Raw genomic sequence first — 18823 nt, forward strand, 5'->3', positions numbered from 1 at the left:
CCCGATCACCAGGGCAGGTCGAGACTCGGTACCAGGCCGCCCGCGGCCGCGCCGGAGCCCGGGCACACGAGCACGCCATCGGCGTCGGCGAGCCCGCGGAGCATGGCTGCTCCCTGCCATGGCGTCGGCTCCGCATGCGGCGTCGCCGAATCGGGATCGTGCACCGAGCGGTAGGGGCGCAGCACCGTCCCTGAGCGGGCCCCGTCGACGGGCGAGGCGAGCACCGCCGGTCGCAGGGCCGGGAGCTCGAGTCCCTGGAGGCCGGCGAGCACCGGGTGCACGAGCGTGAGGACGCTGAGCAGGGCGGCGAGCGGGTTGCCGGGCAGGCCGACGAACAGGCGACCGTCCGGCAGCCGCGCGAGCAGCGCAGGGCCACCCGGGCGGACGTCGACGCCGTCCACGAGGAACTCGGCACCCGCGTCACGGAGCAACGCTCGGACGTGATCGGCTCGGGAGTCGCCGGTACCACCCGTGGTCACGACGAGGTGCCGCTGGTGGCGGGCGGAAGCGGTGACCGCACTCGTCAGCCCGAGGGCGTCGGCCGTGGTGGGCGCGTCATCGCCGACACGGACGCTGGATGTGACGACGCCTCCGAGCGAGGCGATCACTCCCGGGAGCGATGGGCCGAAACTGTCGCGGACGAACCCCGGGCCGGGAACACCGCTCGTGACGACCTCGTCACCCGTGAGGACCAGGCGGACCCGCGGTGTCGGCACGACGGGCACGCGGTCGAAGCCGGCGCCGGCGGCGACAGCGAGGTGGACGGGACTGAGACGCGTGCCGGCGTCGAGGACGGTCGACCCCGCGGGTGACTCGGTTCCGGCGGGTCGGATGTGCCGCCCCGGCCGCGGTTCCCCGCTCGGGGCGGACGGTGCGGGGTGGAGGCGCGCTGATCCCGAGCCATGCCCGATCACGCCGTGCTCCAGTTGGAGGACCGCATCGGCGCCCGACGGGATCAGCCCACCGGTCAGGACGTCGACCGCGACACCGTCGCCGAGTCCGACCGACCGCGCGTGCTCGGCGTCCTCACCGGTCAGCAGGGTCCACGGGCCGCTCCCGGCCACCACCCAGCCGTCCATCGCCGAGGAAGCATAGTGCGGGATCGCGATGGGCGAGACGAGCGGCGCCGCGAGCACGTGTCCGAGGGCCTCGGCGAGCGTCAGGGTGTCGACGACGTCGGACCGATGCGCCGCACCCGTCGCATGCGCGATGCTGCGAGCGTCCCACCAGGAGGCCCTCGTCATGCGGTCGTGTCCGAGGCGACCAGCCGTTCGACGGCCGCGGTCGCAGCCTCGGCGGCGGCGACCGGATCCGCACCGCTCGCGAGCGCCTTCCCGACCGCGATACCGACGAGGTAGGTGGTGAGCGGGGCGGCGGGACGCCGCACGGCGTGCGCGGCCGTGCCCGCGAGTCCGAGGACCGCGTCGATGTCGACCCCGACGTCGCCGAGCTCCAGCTCGGCGGACACTCGTTCGGTCCAGTCCGCGAGGACGGCGTGCAGGTCATCGGTCATGGGAGACGCTCCTCAGGGTCGGCGGTCGGAGTGGTGGACATGTCCGGCACCGGCGACTCGCCGGCGGTGTCGACCCCGAGGTCGGCGGCGTCGGCCCAGGTGTCGACGTCGGCCGAGCCGCCGTCGGGAACGGACACCTGGCGGAGGACGAGTCCGGCGAGCAGCTGGCGGACGGAGACACCCGCGAGGTCACCGCCGGGTTGTGACGTCCGCAGTGCGGCGACCCGGCGTTCCAGGGCCTCCCGGTGGTAGACGGCGAGCAGCGACTGCTCACGACCGGAGTCGTCGACCGCGACCCAGCCGTCGGCATCGGTCCCGGCCGTGGCGGCGGCTGCCTCGAGCACCACGGCGAGCGCCCGCGCGGCATCCGGCATGTCGCAGGCGAGGACGGCGACCTGTGCGGGGCCCTCGGTCGCGACGCCGTCACGCAGGGCGTCCAGGCCCGCGGCGATGGCCGCAGCGGGGCCGCCGAAGGCGGGGCGCTCGCGGACGAAGCGGACCGGAGCGGTCGTCTCGAGCTCGGGGCCGACCACGACGACACGGCCGCCGGCCGCCCGCGCAGCATCGATCGCGAGCTGGAGGAGCGTCCGCCCGTCGCGGAGCAACGACGCCTTCGCGACGCCGCCGAGGCGGGAGGACCGCCCTCCCGCGAGGATGATCGCATCGACGGACATGGCACCAGCCTAAGCCGCGATCCAGCCCCCGAGGCGGCTGCGGATCCGGTGAGGCACCTTGCCCTCGTCCGATGGTGGTGATAGCCATGAGCCATGACTCGCATCACGGCGCGCAGACGCGTCACCCGCATCACGGTGGGGCAGCCCGCACGCACCCGCGAGGACGTCCTCGCCGTCGAGGAGCCGCTCGAGATCCGCGTCGGTGGTCGTTCGCTCGCCATCACGATGCGGACGCCCGGCCACGACGTCGACCTCGCGATCGGCTTCCTCGTCTCTGAGGGCGTCATCGGTCGGGGTGACGACGTCCGGACCGCGCGGTACTGCGCCGGCGCGACGGACGAAGGTGTCAACACGTACAACGTGCTCGACGTCGCCCTCTCGCCCGGCGTTCCCGCTCCGGATCCGAGCCTGGAACGGAACTTCTTCACCACCAGCTCGTGCGGCCTCTGCGGCAAGGCGAGCATCGACGCCGTCCGGACGAGTTCGCGGTACTCCGTCGCGGACGACGACTTTCGCCTCGATCCGGCGCTCCTGGTGACCTTCCCCGACCGCCTCCGGGCACAGCAGGCGGTCTTCGAGCGCACCGGCGGTCTGCACGCCGCAGGCCTGTTCGACGCCCGGACCGGCGAGATGCTCGTCCTCCGCGAGGACGTCGGCCGACACAACGCCGTCGACAAGGTCGTCGGATGGGCGGCGAAGGAGGGGTTGCTCCCGCTCCGCTCCATGGTCCTGATGGTGTCGGGTCGCGCGAGTTTCGAGCTCACGCAGAAGGCCTCGATGGCCGGCATCCCGATGCTCGCAGCAGTCTCCGCTCCGTCGTCGCTCGCCGCCGAACTGGCCACCGAACTCGGGATGACGCTCGTCGGCTTCCTCCGTGGCGACTCGATGGTCGTCTACAGCGGAGCACGTCGACTCGCCGACCCGGCCGAAGGCTCGGCACCAGCAGCACTCCAGACCGGAGCGAACGCATGAGCGCCGAACCGCCCGTCGAGGACGTCACGGACGCCGACATCGAGGTCAGCCAACCGAAGCACGTCGCCGTCGGCCTGCCCGGCATCCTGCACTCGATGGAGCCCGCCCTCCGGCAACTCGGGCCGAAGCGGACCGCGGAGCTGTTCACCTCGATCAACCAGCGCGGCGGCTTCGACTGCATGAGCTGCGCCTGGCCCGACCCGGACGACCGCAAGAAGCTCGAGTTCTGCGAGAACGGCGCGAAGGCCGTCATCTGGGAGGCGACGCCGGTCGTCATCCCGAGCGCCTTCTGGGCCGAACACTCGCTCACCGATCTCGCCGACAAATCGGAGTACTGGCTCGGCATGCAGGGGCGACTGTCGGAGCCCGTCTACAAGCCGGCCGGTTCGGACCACTACCGGCCGGTGAGTTGGGACGAGGCGTTCGCCATCGTCGGCGAGCAGCTGCGCGGTCAGGAGTCCCCCGACGAAGCCGTGTTCTACACGAGCGGCCGGGCGTCGAACGAGGCGGCGTTCGTCTATCAGCTCTTCGTTCGCGCCTTCGGGACCAACAACCTCCCCGACTGTTCGAACATGTGCCACGAGTCCACCGGCACGGCGCTCGGCGAGGTCATCGGCGTCGGGAAGTCGACCATCCGGTACGAGGACTTCGAGCAGGCCGACCTCATCATCGTGATGGGCCAGAACCCGGGCACGAACCATCCCCGCATGCTCACGGCGCTCGAGGACGCGAAGCAGGCGGGCGCGACGATCGTCTCGGTGAACCCGCTGCCAGAGGCGGCGCTCGAGCGGTACAAGAACCCGCAGACGGTCCGCGGCATGGTCGGGCGCGGCACGGTCATCTCCGACCAGTTCCTGCAGATCCGGCTCGGCGGCGACATGGCGCTGCTGCAGGCGGTCTCGAAGCGAGTCCTGGAGGCCGAGGCGGCGGCTCCGGGGACGATCCTCGACCACGCGTTCCTCGCCGAGCACTGCCTCGGACTCGAGGAGCTGACGGCCCACCTGGCCGACCTCGACGAGGCTGCGGTGCTCGAGGCGACCGGCCTCACGAGCGAGCAGATCGACGAACTCGCCGAGCGCTACATCGCGTCGAACGCGACGATCGTCACCTGGGCCATGGGTCTGACCCAGCACAAGGCGGCGGTCAACGGGATCAAGGAGATCATCAACCTGCTCCTCCTCCGCGGGAACATCGGCAAGCCCGGCGCCGGTGCGTCGCCGATCCGCGGGCACAGCAACGTGCAGGGCGACCGGACGATGGGTATCTGGGAGCAGATGCCCGAGTCCTTCCTCGCCGCCATGGAGCGTGAGTTCGCGGTCCCGATGCCGCGGGAGCACGGGGTCGACGCGGTGAACGCGATCCGAGCGATGCAGCGGGGCGAGGTCCGCACCTGGCTCTCGCTCGGCGGCAACTTCGTCGCGGCGATCTCCGACACCGCCGCCGCCGAGGCCGCGATCCGTGGAACGCAGCTGTCCGTGCAGATCTCCACGAAGCTCAACCGCTCGCACGCGGTCACGGGCGAGGCGGCGATCATCCTGCCGACCCTCGGGCGCACCGAGATCGACCTGCAGGCGAGCGGGCCGCAGATGGTCAGCGTGGAGGACTCGGTGTGCGCTGTCCACGCCTCGCACGGCCGCATCCCGCCGGCAGCGCCCGGTCTGCTCTCCGAGGTCGCGATCATCACGCGCCTCGCGCGAGCGACGCTCGGCGAGGACTCGGGCATCGCCTGGCAGGCGTTCGAGGACGACTACGACACGATCCGCGATCACATCGGACGGGTCGTGCCGGGCTGCGAGGGGTACAACGAGCAGATCCGCCGCGAGGACGGCTTCGTCCTGCCGAACGGGCCGCGGGACTCCCGCACGTTCACGAACCCCGAGGGTCGCGCCCTGCTGACGGTCAACGAGCTCGAACCGATCCACTGCCCGCCCGGTCGGCTGCTCCTGCAGACCCTGCGTTCACACGACCAGTTCAACACGACGATCTACAGCCTGAACGATCGGTACCGCGGCATCAAGAAGGGCCGGAACGTCGTCTTCGTCAACCCGGACGACCTCCGCGACATCGGCCTGGAGGACGGGCAGACGGTGGACGTCTTCAGCGAGTGGGCCGGGCAGCCGGATCGGGAGCTCCGCGGCTTCCGCGTCGTCTCCTACCCGACCGCTCGCGGATGCGCCGCGGCGTACTTCCCCGAGGCGAACGTCCTCGTCCCGCTCGACTCGACGGCCGACCGCAGCAACACCCCGGTCTCGAAGGCGATCGTGGTGCGGTTGCAGCCGGCGGCCTGACAGCCGGAGCGACGTCGACCCGGGCGACGGTCTGAGCGGTTCATTCGTACGCTCGGAGGAGTTGCCAGCGTCCGCGCGCGGCATCGAGTCGGATGTCGAAGACGAAGGACCGGCCGTCTGCAGCGGTCGCCTGGAACCGCCAGGCGGGGGTCGCCGCGGGCGGATGGGTGACGAACGAGACGTTCGGCTCGAGCGGGGTCGGGGTGTCGGTGACGAGGTACCGGGCTCCATCCCAGAACAGTCGCTCCGGCACGCCTGCCGGCGTCGTCCAGACCGCGATCTCGGTGCTCGTGATCAACATGCGTGGCCTCCCGTCGTTCGAACATACGTTCGATAGAGAGTGAGCCTAACCCGACATCCGACGACACGCCAGCCCGGATCGGCCGGGGATTCAGTCTCCCGGCGTGTCGGCGAGGAACCGCTCGATGTCCTCGCCCATCACCGTCGCCTCGGTGTGGTGCAGGTAGTGGCCGCCGTCGAGTCGGACGAGCTCACCCCGCTCGACTCCGGCGAGCTGCTCCTCGTGGAGGGGCACCCAGTCGGAGAGTTCCGGGTCGTCGCCGACGACGAACATGAGGATCGGCAGGTCGGCCGGGAACGCTTGGGATCGGGCCGCCTGGAAGTTGCCGGGCGTGTGGGCGATCTCGTCGAGCAGCGTCGGCGACATCGCATTGCGGTTCGTCAGGATCGCGAGTTGGCGCTTCGTGGCGGCGTCGTACGGGAGGCCCTCGTACGGGTCCGGCGCGATGGCGGTGAGCAGGCGGAGGATGCCGAGCGCCTGCAGCGCCTCGACCCCGTCCGTCGGCGTCGACTCGTCGCTTCCGGGCTGGGTCGGGACGCTCGTGTCGATCCCGATGAACGCCGTCACCTCGGCGCGGAACCGCTCCAGATACTCGAGGGCGTAGACACCGGCGATCGAGTGTCCGGCGAGGACGTAGCGGTCGATGCCGAGGTGCTGCAGGGCGGCGTGCACCTCGCCGGCGATGTTGGCCGAGGTCCGGGGCACGTCCGTCTGATCACTGAGGCCGTAGCCGAACGGCTCGACGACCACCACCCGGTACTGGTCGCGAAGCTCGTCGACGAGCGGCTCGAAGTCGAGGCCGGGTGCCGCGGTGCCCTGCCCGGGCAGCAGGACGATCGTCTCGGCGCCGGAACCACTGATGACGACGTTCATGTCCTTGCCGTCGACGTCGACCAACTGCCCATAGGGCTGCAGTTCGCCCGCTTCCGACGAACTCGCGACGGCGTTCACGATGCTCGTCGTCGCGAGGCCCGCTGCGACGAGGCCGGCGATCGTGGCGATCGAGATCAGTGGAACCTTCAGGAGCTTGCGCATCGTCACCCATCGTGAGGAGTCGGCGGCGGGCGGTCGCACCGCGCCGATTCCATACTCACGGAGCGAGCGCATCGCCACATCCGCCGCTGGGCGAAGACGTGCCCGACGCGGCTACGCAGTTGTGCGCCAGTGGAGCCCGGCTTCGAGTGCGACCGACGACGGAGCCGGCTGGAAGCGGTCGGCTTCCAGCCGGCTCGTGGTCGGTTCGCCTACTCGGAGGGCGGCGGGCTCTGCGGCTGCGCCGGCTGCTGCGGCTCCGTCGGCTGCTTCGGCTCCTGCGGAGGGCGGGACTCCTGCGGACGCTGCTGGTCCTGCTGCGGAGGCGCGGGCGGAACCGGCGACGACGGGACCTGCGGCTGCGGAGGCCCCCACTGTTGCGGCGCGGGCTGTGCCGGAGCAGGCTGGCCGGGCGCGGAGCCCTGCCAGGACGGCGTGGGCCACTGCTGGCCCGGCTGCGGCGGGGTGGGCTGCTGCGGTGCGGGCTGCCCCTGGTACGGCTGCCCCTGGTACGGCTGCCCCTGGTAGCCCTGCCCGGGGTGCCCCTGCCCGTACTGGCCGGGGTTCGGCTGGCCGCCGTACGGCTGCTGCTGCCCCTGGCGCGGCGGCTGCGGGTACGGCTGGGCCTGATACGACTGCTGCGGCTGCTGTCCCGGGTAGAACTGCTGGCCCTGGTATCCCTGCTGCCCCGGATAGCTCTGAACCGGGTAGCCGGGTGCGGCCTGCTGGTACACCTCCGGGCGGTACGGCTGCTGCCCGTAGGTCACCCGCTCGCCCTCCGGCTTCGGCGAGAACGCCCGGACGATGACGGGGATCACGGCGGAGATCGCCGCAGCGAGCGTCGTGGCCGCTGCGATGCGCCACCACCAATCCGCCCAAGTGCCCTCGGGGAACGCCATGGGCAGCACGAGCACGAGGACCGTGGCGATGATCAGCGCGATCGTCACGATGCCGGTGGCCCTGACCACGGTGGACGTGGCGCGGGTGACGAAGTGGAGGAAGTACACCTGGATGATGATGAGCGCCAGACGCACGATGATGAGGATGCCGAGGAACAGCATGATCTGCGTGGACCAGACGAACCCGTCGGAGGTGTTCGGCGGCTGGAGCCACCCGTTCCACAGCTTCAGGAGGCCGACGGTGACGAGGAAGATGTTCACCAACGTCGACACCGCGAGGTACCACTTGTTGGGCCCGTGGCCGGCTGCGGCGTCGAGCGACACGGCACCGACGAAGGCCGCGAGCAGCAGCAGCGTGAGCCAGACCCGCCCGGCGATGTCGGCCTGATCGCCGACGATGATGAAGTATCCGCCGATGATCGCCGCTGCGACGAGCGTTCCGATCGTCAAGGTCAGCGCGAGCACGGCCGACCGTGAGCGGCGCGGTGTGGTCTCGACCATTCGAAATCCCCAATCTGTCGTGAGTGCCAACAGTACCGGGGTGGCATCCGCATGGAAGGGAGGCCTCCCTACCTCCGGGGAGGACGCCCGCTTCTCCACAACGGAGAAGCGGGGCCGCGGTCGGGCAGTCGGTCAGGGGCGGTGGTAGTCGGCTTCGGCGACGTGCTCGAGCCAGGTCGTGCTCATTGCCGGGTCGTCCGCCTGTTCGAACATCGCGAGGTGCTCCATGTAGTCGTCGGGCGTGGCTCCGTGCCAGTGCTCCTCGCCGGGTGGGGTGTAGACCGTCTGGCCCGGCCGGACGACGAGAACGGCACCGTCGCGCGTGCCCATGAGGGCGACTCCCTCGGTGACGTGGAGGGTCTGCCCGTTGGCATGGGAGTGCCATGCGGTGCGGGCGCCGGGGAGGAACCGCACCTTCGCGACCACCATGTGCTGGCCGTCCTGCTGCGGCGCGGCCAGCAGGTCGAGGTAGACATCGCCGGTGAACTGCTCGGCGGGGTTCTTGATCGTCGCGGGTTTCGGTTGGATCTGCATACGGACGACGCTACGGCCGTGCACGTCGGCGAGGGAGTGTCCAGCAGTACACCCTTCGGCGATCACGACAGTACTGTGGACTCCGTCCCCGCAGAGCCCGCAGCGGTGTGACCCCGAGCCAAGGAGAAGCACATGTCGGTCGGCCTGCTCGCCGTTGTCGATGACATCCTCAGCGCAGCCCTCAAGGCGAGTGCGAAGACCGCCGGCATCGTCATCGACGATGCGGCCGTCACCCCGCAGTACGTGCAGGGGCTCACCCCCGCTCGGGAGCTGCCGGTCGTGTGGCGGATCGCCCGCGGCAGCCTCATCAACAAGTTCGTCATCATCATCCCGATCGCCCTGCTGCTCACGGCGTTCGCCCCCTGGGTGCTGCCGTTCCTCCTCATCGTCGGAGGCACCTACCTCTGCTTCGAGGGTGCGGAGAAGGTCATGGAGTGGTTCGGCATGCACCACGCCGAGGCGGAGGAGGACGTCCGCGACGAGAAGAAGCTCGTCTCCGGGGCCGTCCGCACCGACCTCATCCTCAGCACGGAGATCATGCTCATCTCCCTCGCCAGCCTCGACTCGGGGCTCGGCATCTGGATGACGCTGGGCGCCCTCCTCGTCATCGGCCTCGTCATGACGGCGGTCGTCTACGGCGCGGTCGCCCTGCTCGTGAAGATCGACGACATCGGACTCCGGCTCATGAAGAACCCGTCACGCGGCGTCCGCCGCACCGGTGCACGGATCGTCGCGTCGATGCCCGCGGTCTTCCGCGTCATCAGCATCGTCGGCACGGTCGCGATGCTCTGGGTCGGCGGCCACCTCGTGATCGCGAACCTCGCCGAGACGTTCTGGCACGGACCGTACGACCTCCTGCACGTCGTCACCCACGCGATCGAGGCCGCCGGACCGGTCGTCGTCTGGGTCGCCGACACCGCGATGTCCGCCGTGTTCGGACTCGTCCTCGGCCTGATCGTCGTCGCGATCGTGACCGGAATCTCGCGCCTGCGGTCACGGAACCAGCCCGCGAAGGCAGCTCACTAGCGGCGACAGCCGAGCTGCTGAGCTGCTGAGCGTCAGCGGAGCGGGCGGGCGTAGCAGAGCGACATCGGGATGACCTCGTACGGCGAGTAGATCGGGATGGGTTCGTAGCCGAGCCACTCGTAGAGCCGCACGGCCTCGGGCTGGCGGTCGCCGGTCTGCAGGATGAGTCGGGACGCCCCCTCGGCACGGGCGGTGTCCTCGACGGCGGTGATCAGGCGCTTCGAGACACCCCGGCCGCGGTGAGCCGGGAGGGTGACGACGCGCTTGAGCTCCCATTCGCCGTGCAGTCGGCGCAGGGCGGCGTGGCCGACCGGCTCGCCGTCGATGAGGGCCAGGAAGGTCGCGCTGATGTCGGCAGGATCGACGGTGAACGCGGTCAGCGCTCGCTCGGCGGCCGCCGGGTCCCAGTCCTCCCAGGCCGATGCGTACCGCGCACCCATCTCCTCGTCCATCGCGGCGCGGAGCCGCACGGCCCGCTCGTCGTCCCAGGCGACTCGCTCGATGACGACGGGGTTCAGCTCGGGCATGCGGTTCCTTCGGGACGGGCTGCTGCGGCGCGATCGGCACGTCGACGCCGTCTGCCAGTGTCCCACGCGAAATCCGCACCGGCCCCGCCAAGGGCGATCCGGCCCCGCCAAGGATCCGGCCCCGCAGCGACAGAGCAGAGCGGCGATGGGGACTCCTGCCCAGCCTGCGCTGCTAGCGTGGCGATCCCCAGAGAACCCGTCAACCGCGGAGGCACCGTGCTCACCATCCCAGGCGTCGTCGTCGGCCCCGCCCTCCGACTCATCCGGGCGAACCGGGCCTTCGTCAGCGAGGCCGGAGCGCGCCGCCGGATCCGGGAGCGCACCCTCAGGCCGGTGTCCTACGGTCCACCCGGCACCCTCCGAAGCGATGTCCGGGTCGACGTCGAACGTGTCGGAGACTGGCCGGTGTACACCGTGTCCCCCACGCGGCGACCGACGATCGGCGGGGTCGTGTACGCGCACGGCGGCGGCTGGGTCGGCGAGATAGCACCGCAGCACTGGACGCTGGCCGCCACCATCGCCGCGGAGACCGGCGCCGTGGTCACACTCCCGATCTACCCGCTCGTGCCCTACGGCACGGCGGCCGAGGCACAGACCGGCGTCGTCGAGCTGGTCCGGCGCAGCATCGAGCGGCACGGGCCGACCGTCCTCGCGGGCGACTCGGCCGGCGGTCAGATCGCACTGTCGGCTGCGCTCCGACTCCGGGACGAGGGCGTCGTCCTACCGATGACCACCCTGTTGTCACCGGCGCTCGACCTCACCTGGAGCAACCCGCGGATCCCCCTCGTGCAGCCGAGTGACCCCTGGCTGGCGACGCCCGGCGGACGCGTGTTCGCGGAGCACTGGCGCGGCGATCTGGACATCACCGATCCGACCGTGAGTCCGCTCTTCGGCGACCTCGCCGGGCTCGGGCCGCTCACGGTCTTGAGCGGGACCCGCGACGTCCTCAACCCCGATGCCGAGGTGCTCGTCGAACGAGCCGAAGCGGCCGGCGTCATGGTCGACTACCACGAGGGCGCCGGACAGTTCCACGTCTGGGCACTGCTGCCGACCCGTGCCGGACAGGCCGCCACGCAGACGATCGTCCACAGCGTCACGCGCGGGCTGCGCTGAGTCGCCCGAAACGGCTCGAGATCGCGGCGGAATCGAACACGTTCGGGCGACTCAGGGCCGGATCGAGACCAGGCTACGCGGTCCGGCGCTTTCGGACCTCACGCAGGACCATCTGCTCCGGGCACACGGTGGACAGGAAGTCGCCAACCGAGAGAGCGAGGCGCTCACCGACGAGTGAGTAGAGGATGCGGTTCGCGTCGCGGCGCTCCGAGACGAGGCCGGCCTGGCGCAGGACGCTCAGGTGCCTGGAGATGGTCGGACCGGTGGCGTCGAAGCGTGCGGCGATCTCCCCCGCGGCGAGCTCACCGTCTTTGAGGTCCTGCAGGATCTGCCGTCGCGTCGGGTGAGCGAGCGCGGCGAAGATGTCCGACGCCGTATCTGCCATGTTTGCAATCTAGCACAATTGCGATATACAGTTTCGCTATATTGCTAACAAGCGAAGGAGACAGCATGCGAGTGGCCATCACCGGTGGGACCGGGTTCGTCGGACGGCACCTCGTCGAGCGGCTGCGGCACGACGGACACGAGATCGTCGTCGTCTCCCGACGCACCGGCGTGGAGATCGACGACGTCGAGGCGTTGACCGCCGCGTTCGCCGACTGCGACGCGGTCGCGCACTGCGCCGGGATCAACCGCGAGCTCGGTGATCAGACCTTCCAGCGCGTGCATGTCGACGGCACCCGGGCGGTCGTGGACGCGGCCCGTCGCGTCGGCGTCGGTCGGATCGTCCTGGTGAGCTTCCTCCGCGCGCGCCCCGACTGCGGCTCCGGGTACCACGAGACGAAGTGGGCTGCCGAGGAGATCGTGCGGGGCTCGGGTATCGCGCACACCGTCCTCAAGTTCGGCATGATCTACGGCGCAGGCGACCACATGGTCGATCACGTCACCAAGGCCGTCCGCACCTTCCCGGTGTTCGCGACCGTCGGCTACCGCGAACGCCGCGTGCGTCCGGTGCCGGTCGCGGACGCCGTCGACGTCCTCGTCGCAGCGCTCGAGGGCCGGGTGCCGGAGCCGACCGTCGCGGTCATGGGCGCCGAGGAACTCGAGCTGGGTGCGGCCGTGCGCCGGATCGCGCACGTGGCCGGACGCCGCCCGCTGTACGTCCCGGTCCCCGTCTGGACGATCCGCTTGCTCGCACGCGCGGCGGAACGCCTCATGAAGACGCCGCTCGTGGCGAAGGCGCAGGCGCAGATGCTGGCCGAAGGGGTGAGCGAGGCGGCTCCACCGGCACCGGAACTCCCTGCGGACCTCCGTCCCTCACGCCGCTTCGACGAGTCCCGGATCCGTGCCGCGCTCCCCGTCGGCCGCTTCACGCTCCACGACCTCCGCCTGTCGCGCTCGTCCCGCTGAGTCGCCCGAAACTGCTCGAAATTCGGGCCGAAACGCACAGATTCGGGCAACTCAGGGCGTCGAGGGCGGGACCGGCCCCGTCGACTCCCGCGCGATGAGCGTCGTCGCGAGCTCGAGGTGATGGGAGAACGGCCGCTCGCCGGCATGCAGGCGGAGGGCGGTGTCGACCGCCGCCCGGCCGATGTCGCGCATCGAGGTGTGGACGGTCGTCAGGAGCGGAACGGTCAGCATCGCCGAGTAGGTGTCGTCGTAACCGACCACGCTCACGTCCTCCGGCACCCGAAGTCCGGCCCGCAAGACGGTGCGCACGACCGCGAAGGCGTCGGCGTCGTTGGACGCGAACACGGCGGTCGGCGGATCCGAGCTGGCCAGCATGCGCGCGACGGCGTCCCCGGCGGTCCCCATCCCCTCCTCGGAGACGAGGTCCGGATCGAGCGGGATGCCGGCCCCGCGAAGTGCTTCGCGGTACCCGACGGCGCGCGCCCTCAGGCCCGGATTCGCCGGGTTCCCTCCGACGAAGGCGATCCGCCGGTGGCCGAGATCGAGCAGGTGCTCGACCGCCTGCTGCCCGCCGGCGGCGTGGCTCGAGCCGATACTCGCGACCGAGCGGTCGAGCGGATCAGGCGAGTCGACCGCGACGAGCGCGATGCCCGCGTCGAGGCACGCGTCGACGACGTCGGCGGCGATGGGGGTCGTGACGACGATCATGCCGATCGCACCTCGCGCCGCGACGCCGTCGACGAAGCCGCGGTCGAGCGCCACCTCGTCTCCGGTCGCATCCGTGGAACCGAATCCGGAACCGGGCGACAGCACCCGCGTCACGAGGTCGATGTCCGACCGCTGTGCCGCGGCGACCATGCCGTCGAGGACACGGAGGGAGTAGACGCTGTGCAGGGTGTCGAACACGACGTGGATGCTTCGTGGAGCACCGGGGATCGACCGGGGTGTCGGGCGGTACCCGAGCTCGCGCACGGCCACCTCGACCCGGGCACGGGTCGCCTCGGACATGCCCGACCGACCGTTGATCACCTTCGAGACGGTCGCGATCGAGACTCCGGCGTGCTCCGCGATCGATGCCAGCGTCGGACCCGTCATCGGCGTTCGTGCCATGGAGTCCCCTCCCTCGTCCCGCAGCGGGCAGCCGTCGGTCGCGCCCAGCCTAGCGAAACTGTTTCGAGTCGACGCGTTGACGATGTCACTCGGCCTCACTTACCGTCGAAATCACGGCGCGCGACGCCGAAAGACTTTCGTCACCCCGATCTGCACTGGAGCACGTCATGACCACCATCCCGTTCACCGCCGACTGGATCGTCCGCGCACCCCGAGGCCCGTTCGCCGCCGTCCAGGGCGGTGCGGACGACTCGCTGACCGTGACCCTCCCGCACGACGCCCTGCGCGACGCCGAGCGCTCGCCGGAAGTACCCGCCAAGGGAGGGGCCGCCTACTTCCCCGCCGGCGCCTTCAGCCAGGTCAAGACCTTCGAGGTCCCCGCCGAGTGGTCCGGTCGCATCGTCCGGCTCGAGGTCCAGGGCGCGTTCCGACACGCGATGGTGTATCTCAACGACGAGTTCGCCGGCAATCGTGCCGACGGCTTCGCGCGCTTCTTCGTCGAGCTCACCCCGTTTCTCCGCTTCGGCGAGACGAACACGCTGCGCATCGAGACCCGCGCAGGACAGGACTCCCGCTGGTACGCGGGCGCCGGCCTCCACCGCCCGGTCCTCCTCCATGTCGACGAACCCACGCACGTCGAGCCCGACGGCGTCCGCATCACGACGGTCCGGATCGAGGACGACCAGGCGGTGCTCGAGGTGGCGACGACCGTCGTCAACCGGGGTCTCACCAGGAGTGCGCGCGTCCTCGCGACGGAACTGGCCGGCCCCGACGGAAGCGTGGTCGAGGGCGAGCGCACGCCGGTCACCGTCGCGCCAGGCGGTAGCGCGCTCATCCGCCAGCGGCTGTACGTGCCGGACCCGGCCCTGTGGAGCGTCGACTCACCGGCGCTGTACTCGGCGCGGACATCGCTCGAGGTCGACGACCGGCCCGCCGACGAGGCGGCCGTCGTCCGCACGGTCCACGGCATCCGCACGGTCACGGTCGACCCGCGGAAAGGTCTCCGCATCAACGGCGAGCCGGTGCTCCTCCGCGGCGCCTGTATCCACAGCGACAACGGTCCGCTCGGTGCAGCGTCGATCGCGCGCGCCGAGGAACGGCGTGTCCAGCTCCTCAAGGACGCCGGCTTCAACGCGATCCGGGCGGCCCACAATCCGGCGTCACCAGCCATGCTCGACGCCTGCGACCGCATCGGCATGCTCGTCATGGACGAGGCCTTCGACATGTGGGGCCGGGGCAAGACGGACCACGACTACTCCCTCGACTTCGCGCAGTGGTGGCGGGCCGACCTGGAGTCGATGGTGGCGAAGGACATGAACCATCCGAGCGTGATCATGTACTCGATCGGCAACGAGATCGTCGAGGTCGGGACCCCGCACGGCGCGATCCAGGCGCGGGAACTCGCCGAGCACGTGCGCGCGTTGGATCCGACGCGCCTGGTGACGAACGGCGTGAACGCGACCCTGGCCGTGCTCGACGATCTGGACGGCATCATGGCGTCGGACCAGGGGTTGAACGAGCTGATGGGCGAAGCGGGCGCGAACATGATGAGCCTCATCGGTTCCTCCGACGCCGTCACGACGCGCACCGAGGAGTCCAGTGCAGCCCTCGACGTCCTCGGCCTCAACTACGCGGACGGCCGCTACGCGAGTGATGCCGAGCGGTTCCCGCACCGCGTGATCGTCGGCTCGGAGACCTTTCCGACCCAGATCGGCGACCTCTGGCCGCTCGTCGAGGCGAACCCGAACGTCATCGGCGACTTCACCTGGACCGGCTGGGACTACCTCGGCGAGGTCGGCATCGGTGCGACCTCCTACGCCGAGGACCCCGAGTCGAACGGCGCACTCGAGCGCGAGTTCCCCTACCTCACCGCGTGGTGCGGCGACTTCGACATCACCGGCTGGCGGCGGCCGGTGTCGCACTACCGGGAGATCGTCTTCGGTCTGCGGTCCGAGCCGGCCATCGCGGTGCTCCGACCGGAACGGCACGGGCAGACGATCACGATGCAGTCCCCGTGGGCGTGGAGCGACTCGGTCGACTCGTGGACGTGGCCCGGTTTCGAGGGCGCGCCGGTGACGGTCGAGGTCGCCGCCGACGCCGACGAGGTGGCCCTGCTGCTCGACGGAGTCGAGGTGGCGCGGGGCCCGGTGGGTGGACGCCGGCCGAAGCTCGCCGAGCTCGAGACCGTCTACCGGCCGGGCATGCTCGAGGCAGTCGCGTTCCGCTCGGGCGCGGAGGTCGGCCGCACTGCGCTCGTCTCCGCCACCGGCCCGACCAGACTCGTGGCGACCGCAGACCGGACGACACTCCGCGCCGACGACACCGATCTCGCCTTCATCGCGATCGAGCTGCGTGACGCGGCCGGCGTCCTGGTGAGCGGCGCCGACCGCGAGGTCTCGGTCAGCGTCACGGGCGCGGGTCGGCTCGCGGGCTTCGGAACCGGTGCCCCGAAGACGACCGAGCGCTTCGACGCGACCACGCGCACCACGTTCGACGGACGGGCGCTGGCGATCGTCCGGCCGAGCCGGGCCGGCGCCATCACCGTGACGGTGAGCGGTGCAGGCCTCGACGACGTCGTCGTCGACCTCGAAGCGGCGACCTGCTGATACCGCGTCATCGCGGACCTCAGGACGCCGCCGAGCCGTCGTCGAGGTTCAGTGCGCGGGTCATGGCATCGATGAGTTCGGCGCGCAGCACATCGGTGGGCACCTCGTCGAGCGCGGCGAGGGACCCGGCCGCCATGATGCCGCCACCCGCGAAGCCGAAGGCGATGCGACGCCCGACGGTCGGATCGGGCCCCAGCAGGAGGCGGTCGATCCGCGCGATCTGCCGTCGGTAGGGCTCGTGGTCGTCGAGCGTACGGACCATCGCCGGATCGAGCCGGACGACGGCGGCGATACCGCGCTCGTCGATCACCAAATCGACCAGCCCCTCGATGACCGCAGCCACGGACGCCGGTTCATCGAGCGCCTCCGCCCGGTCGGCGATGGATCGCAGTCGTTCGATGATCGGCTCGGCGACCGCGAGGACGATCGCCTCCTTCGACGAGAACTGGTGGTAGACCGCCGCTTTCGTGACCCCGAGACGGTCTGCGATCGCCTGCAGCGACGTCGCGCTCACCCCCTGCTCGGCGAACAGGTCCGTCGCCGCGTCGAGGAGTCGCGCACGTCCCTGCCCCCGGGGTGAGCGACGGCGGGGAGCAGGTGCGGACCCGTCCGCATCACTCAGAGCCACCATGGTCCACCTCCGGGTCCGGTCGAGAGCTCGTCCCTCGACGGTAGCCGAGAATTCGCCGGTTGGTGTTGCACTAAGTAGCCGATCGGCTAGTTTGTTCTCATCGACCCGAGTGGGTCGGACACGATGTCGCGGCGAACGACCGCGGTCGATGAGGGAGACGAGATGGTGGAGATGCAATCGGTCGTGGTGACCGGGCCCGGGGCGTACGAGGTACAGACGATCGACCGCCCGACGCCTGGCCCACGGGACGTCCTCCTGCGCGTGCGCGCGTGCGGAATCTGCGGATCCGACGGCTTCTACGTGTCGATCGGGGGCATTCCTCCTCGACAGGGCGCGACCCCGCTCGGGCACGAGGTCGCCGGTGAGGTCGTCGAGGTCGGATCCGAGGTCAGGGGGATCGCCGTGGGCGACCACGTCGTCGTGAACCCCATGGCGGCACCGACCGGCATCATCGGCAACGGCGGCGCGACGGGCGGGCTCTCCGAGTACCTGCTCATCGAGGAGGCCGTCCTCGGCACGAGCCTTGCGGTCGTCCCACCCCACATCCCCTTCGAGGTCGCGGCCCTCAACGAACCGATGGCCGTCGCCCGCCACGCGGTGAACCGCGCGGACCCGCGACCGCAGGACCGCGTCGTCATCTTCGGCGCCGGGCCCATCGGCCTCGGCGCCCTGATCGACCTGACCCTGCGCGGCGTCGCAAGCGTCGTCGTGGTCGACGTGCAACCGGGCCGACTGCAGAAGGCACTCGAGATCGGCGCCGACGCGGTCATCGACTCGTCGCAGGAGGACGTCGCCGCCCGACTCATCGAGCTCCACGGTGACGCTCCGCTCCGGCCCGGCGATTCGCGTCCCGGCACGGACGTCTACATCGACGCCGCCGGTGTCGGCGCGGTCATCGAATCCGTCCAACGGCTCGCGAAGCGTGGTGCGCGACTCAGCATCGTCGCGGTGCACAAGCGGCCGGTCGAGGTGGACTTCGGAGCACTGCTGTCGACGGAGCTCACCATCACGATGGCGATGGGGTACCCGACGGAGATCTTCGAGGTCACCGACGACATCGTCACCGCCTGGGAGCGCTACGGGCGCATCATCAGCGACCTGGTGCCGTTCGAGCGCGTCGCCGAGGCGATCGCCCTCGCGACGGCCCCGGGCGCCGCGGACAAGGTCGTCGTGACGTTCGGCGATGCGGAGTGAGCACCGACGCGCGAACCACGAGCCGCTCCGCCCTGGTCGTCCTCGATCTCCAGCTCGGCACCACGGTGGGGCCGAAAGCGCACGCGATCGACGAGATCGTGCCGCGGGTCCGTGAACTCGCCGACCTCTTCCGGTCCCGCGGCCTGCCGGTGGTGTGGGCCACCGTCGACGGCACGCCTGCGGGACGCACGAGCCACGGAGCCGGTAGACGGATGTTCCCCGACGGATTCGCGCAGCTGGTCGACGGCCTCGGCGCCCAAGATGGTGACCGCCACCTCGTCCGCCGCAGCTGGAGCGCCCTCGCTGCACCCGACGTCGACCACGACCTCCGGGAGGTCGGCATCACCGAGGTCGTCATCGTCGGCATCGCGACGAGCTTCGGCGTCGAGTCGACGGCGCGCCAGGCGTACGACCTCGGGTACGACGTCGTGATCGTCGAGGACGCCGTCACGGACAACACGGTCGAGGCGCACGAGCACAGCATGACGCGGGTCCTCCCCGCACTTGCCCGGATCATCCGTGCGTCTGACCTCGGCTGAGTCGCCCGGATCT

The 18823-nt window shown here is 70.6% G+C and carries 19 protein-coding genes; 8 read left to right on the forward strand and 11 right to left on the reverse strand.

Features of this window, described 5'->3' with window-relative positions:
• Nucleotides 1–5: 5 nt before the first annotated feature.
• From RWN05_RS01245 to RWN05_RS01255, 3 genes are read right to left on the reverse strand one after another with little or no spacing between them, the layout of a single operon-like run.
• A complete protein-coding gene (locus RWN05_RS01245; RefSeq protein WP_314137986.1) occupies nt 6–1244 on the reverse strand; it encodes a molybdopterin molybdotransferase MoeA in 1239 nt (412 codons plus the stop codon).
• On the reverse strand, nt 1241–1513 hold the full coding sequence (locus tag RWN05_RS01250) for a DUF6457 domain-containing protein (RefSeq protein ID WP_071261359.1): 273 nt from the start codon (nt 1511–1513) through the stop codon (nt 1241–1243). The genes RWN05_RS01245 and RWN05_RS01250 overlap by 4 nt, the downstream gene beginning before the upstream one ends.
• Entirely contained in the window at nt 1510–2187 is a 678-nt protein-coding gene (locus tag RWN05_RS01255; protein WP_314137988.1) for an NTP transferase domain-containing protein, read from the reverse strand. Before RWN05_RS01255 ends, RWN05_RS01250 begins: the two co-directional genes overlap by 4 nt.
• Nucleotides 2188–2280: 93 nt before the next feature.
• On the opposite strand from RWN05_RS01255, the gene fdhD reads away from it, so the two are divergent.
• Complete coding sequence (gene fdhD / locus RWN05_RS01260; protein ID WP_071261361.1) at nt 2281–3159, forward strand: formate dehydrogenase accessory sulfurtransferase FdhD; 879 nt, start codon at nt 2281–2283, stop codon at nt 3157–3159.
• On the forward strand, nt 3156–5447 hold the full coding sequence (locus tag RWN05_RS01265) for an FdhF/YdeP family oxidoreductase (RefSeq protein WP_314137991.1): 2292 nt from the start codon (nt 3156–3158) through the stop codon (nt 5445–5447). The genes fdhD and RWN05_RS01265 overlap by 4 nt, the downstream gene beginning before the upstream one ends.
• A 40-nt stretch (nt 5448–5487) precedes the next feature.
• On the opposite strand, the gene RWN05_RS01270 is transcribed toward RWN05_RS01265, so the two are convergent.
• From RWN05_RS01270 to RWN05_RS01285, 4 genes are all read right to left on the reverse strand, one after another.
• The gene (locus RWN05_RS01270; RefSeq protein ID WP_064295852.1) at nt 5488–5748 is read right to left on the reverse strand and encodes a hypothetical protein; all 261 of its coding nucleotides are present in this window, start codon (nt 5746–5748) and stop codon (nt 5488–5490) included.
• 90 nt (nt 5749–5838) lie between these two features.
• Complete coding sequence (locus RWN05_RS01275; RefSeq protein ID WP_314137992.1) at nt 5839–6783, reverse strand: alpha/beta hydrolase; 945 nt, start codon at nt 6781–6783, stop codon at nt 5839–5841.
• 209 nt (nt 6784–6992) lie between these two features.
• Entirely contained in the window at nt 6993–8180 is a 1188-nt protein-coding gene (locus RWN05_RS01280) for a hypothetical protein (protein WP_314137994.1), read from the reverse strand.
• 132 nt (nt 8181–8312) lie between these two features.
• Entirely contained in the window at nt 8313–8714 is a 402-nt protein-coding gene (locus RWN05_RS01285) for a cupin domain-containing protein (protein ID WP_079000803.1), read from the reverse strand.
• A 132-nt stretch (nt 8715–8846) separates the two neighbouring features.
• On the opposite strand from RWN05_RS01285, the gene RWN05_RS01290 reads away from it, so the two are divergent.
• Complete coding sequence (locus RWN05_RS01290; RefSeq protein WP_314137995.1) at nt 8847–9740, forward strand: DUF808 domain-containing protein; 894 nt, start codon at nt 8847–8849, stop codon at nt 9738–9740.
• Nucleotides 9741–9772: 32 nt separating this feature from the next.
• Here the strand turns inward: RWN05_RS01290 and RWN05_RS01295 are convergent, their stop codons facing one another.
• Nucleotides 9773–10267 carry a GNAT family N-acetyltransferase gene (locus RWN05_RS01295; protein ID WP_137242686.1) on the reverse strand — a complete coding sequence of 165 codons (495 nt, stop codon included), beginning with the start codon at nt 10265–10267 and terminating at the stop codon, nt 9773–9775.
• A gap of 177 nt (nt 10268–10444) precedes the next feature.
• Between RWN05_RS01295 and RWN05_RS01300 the strand changes: the two genes are divergently transcribed.
• On the forward strand, nt 10445–11380 hold the full coding sequence (locus RWN05_RS01300; RefSeq protein WP_240555635.1) for an alpha/beta hydrolase fold domain-containing protein: 936 nt from the start codon (nt 10445–10447) through the stop codon (nt 11378–11380).
• Nucleotides 11381–11453: 73 nt separating this feature from the next.
• Here the strand turns inward: RWN05_RS01300 and RWN05_RS01305 are convergent, their stop codons facing one another.
• Nucleotides 11454–11765, reverse strand: coding sequence for a metalloregulator ArsR/SmtB family transcription factor (locus RWN05_RS01305; protein ID WP_064295846.1), 312 nt, complete (start codon nt 11763–11765; stop codon nt 11454–11456).
• A gap of 65 nt (nt 11766–11830) precedes the next feature.
• On the opposite strand from RWN05_RS01305, the gene RWN05_RS01310 reads away from it, so the two are divergent.
• Entirely contained in the window at nt 11831–12730 is a 900-nt protein-coding gene (locus RWN05_RS01310; protein ID WP_079000795.1) for an NAD-dependent epimerase/dehydratase family protein, read from the forward strand.
• A gap of 51 nt (nt 12731–12781) precedes the next feature.
• On the opposite strand, the gene RWN05_RS01315 is transcribed toward RWN05_RS01310, so the two are convergent.
• Nucleotides 12782–13840 (reverse strand): LacI family DNA-binding transcriptional regulator, encoded by a 1059-nt coding sequence (locus RWN05_RS01315; protein WP_079000793.1) that lies wholly within the window; start codon nt 13838–13840, stop codon nt 12782–12784.
• 167 nt (nt 13841–14007) lie between these two features.
• Between RWN05_RS01315 and RWN05_RS01320 the strand changes: the two genes are divergently transcribed.
• Nucleotides 14008–16446, forward strand: coding sequence for a glycoside hydrolase family 2 TIM barrel-domain containing protein (locus tag RWN05_RS01320; RefSeq protein WP_314137998.1), 2439 nt, complete (start codon nt 14008–14010; stop codon nt 16444–16446).
• Nucleotides 16447–16465: 19 nt separating this feature from the next.
• Here the strand turns inward: RWN05_RS01320 and RWN05_RS01325 are convergent, their stop codons facing one another.
• Entirely contained in the window at nt 16466–17077 is a 612-nt protein-coding gene (locus tag RWN05_RS01325) for a helix-turn-helix domain-containing protein (RefSeq protein WP_314137999.1), read from the reverse strand.
• 162 nt (nt 17078–17239) lie between these two features.
• Between RWN05_RS01325 and RWN05_RS01330 the strand changes: the two genes are divergently transcribed.
• Together RWN05_RS01330 and RWN05_RS01335 are read left to right on the forward strand one after the other, a co-directional pair.
• Nucleotides 17240–18271 (forward strand): zinc-binding dehydrogenase, encoded by a 1032-nt coding sequence (locus tag RWN05_RS01330; RefSeq protein ID WP_314138000.1) that lies wholly within the window; start codon nt 17240–17242, stop codon nt 18269–18271.
• Nucleotides 18268–18810, forward strand: a complete 543-nt coding sequence (locus RWN05_RS01335) for a cysteine hydrolase (protein WP_314138002.1) — start codon at nt 18268–18270, stop codon at nt 18808–18810. The genes RWN05_RS01330 and RWN05_RS01335 overlap by 4 nt, the downstream gene beginning before the upstream one ends.
• The last annotated feature ends 13 nt before the right edge of the window (nt 18811–18823 follow it).

The sequence above is a fragment of the uncultured Plantibacter sp. genome (genome assembly GCF_963518075.1).
Taxonomy (GTDB): Bacteria; Actinomycetota; Actinomycetes; order Actinomycetales; family Microbacteriaceae; genus Plantibacter; species Plantibacter flavus_A.

Bases quoted from the DNA above. Each gene is read 5' to 3' on its own strand.
- RWN05_RS01325 (WP_314137999.1), bottom strand. From the start codon at position 17,077: ATGGTGGCTCTGAGTGATGCGGACGGGTCCGCACCTGCTCCCCGCCGT.
- RWN05_RS01280 (WP_314137994.1), bottom strand. From the start codon at position 8,180: ATGGTCGAGACCACACCGCGCCGCTCACGGTCGGCCGTGCTCGCGCTG.
- RWN05_RS01270 (WP_064295852.1), bottom strand. From the start codon at position 5,748: ATGTTGATCACGAGCACCGAGATCGCGGTCTGGACGACGCCGGCAGGC.
- RWN05_RS01255 (WP_314137988.1), bottom strand. From the start codon at position 2,187: ATGTCCGTCGATGCGATCATCCTCGCGGGAGGGCGGTCCTCCCGCCTC.
- RWN05_RS01245 (WP_314137986.1), bottom strand. From the start codon at position 1,244: ATGACGAGGGCCTCCTGGTGGGACGCTCGCAGCATCGCGCATGCGACG.
- RWN05_RS01315 (WP_079000793.1), bottom strand. From the start codon at position 13,840: ATGGCACGAACGCCGATGACGGGTCCGACGCTGGCATCGATCGCGGAG.
- RWN05_RS01250 (WP_071261359.1), bottom strand. From the start codon at position 1,513: ATGACCGATGACCTGCACGCCGTCCTCGCGGACTGGACCGAACGAGTG.
- RWN05_RS01320 (WP_314137998.1), top strand. From the start codon at position 14,008: ATGACCACCATCCCGTTCACCGCCGACTGGATCGTCCGCGCACCCCGA.
- RWN05_RS01285 (WP_079000803.1), bottom strand. From the start codon at position 8,714: ATGCAGATCCAACCGAAACCCGCGACGATCAAGAACCCCGCCGAGCAG.
- RWN05_RS01290 (WP_314137995.1), top strand. From the start codon at position 8,847: ATGTCGGTCGGCCTGCTCGCCGTTGTCGATGACATCCTCAGCGCAGCC.
- RWN05_RS01295 (WP_137242686.1), bottom strand. From the start codon at position 10,267: ATGCCCGAGCTGAACCCCGTCGTCATCGAGCGAGTCGCCTGGGACGAC.
- RWN05_RS01265 (WP_314137991.1), top strand. From the start codon at position 3,156: ATGAGCGCCGAACCGCCCGTCGAGGACGTCACGGACGCCGACATCGAG.
- RWN05_RS01275 (WP_314137992.1), bottom strand. From the start codon at position 6,783: ATGCGCAAGCTCCTGAAGGTTCCACTGATCTCGATCGCCACGATCGCC.
- RWN05_RS01330 (WP_314138000.1), top strand. From the start codon at position 17,240: ATGGTGGAGATGCAATCGGTCGTGGTGACCGGGCCCGGGGCGTACGAG.
- fdhD (WP_071261361.1), top strand. From the start codon at position 2,281: ATGACTCGCATCACGGCGCGCAGACGCGTCACCCGCATCACGGTGGGG.
- RWN05_RS01305 (WP_064295846.1), bottom strand. From the start codon at position 11,765: ATGGCAGATACGGCGTCGGACATCTTCGCCGCGCTCGCTCACCCGACG.
- RWN05_RS01310 (WP_079000795.1), top strand. From the start codon at position 11,831: ATGCGAGTGGCCATCACCGGTGGGACCGGGTTCGTCGGACGGCACCTC.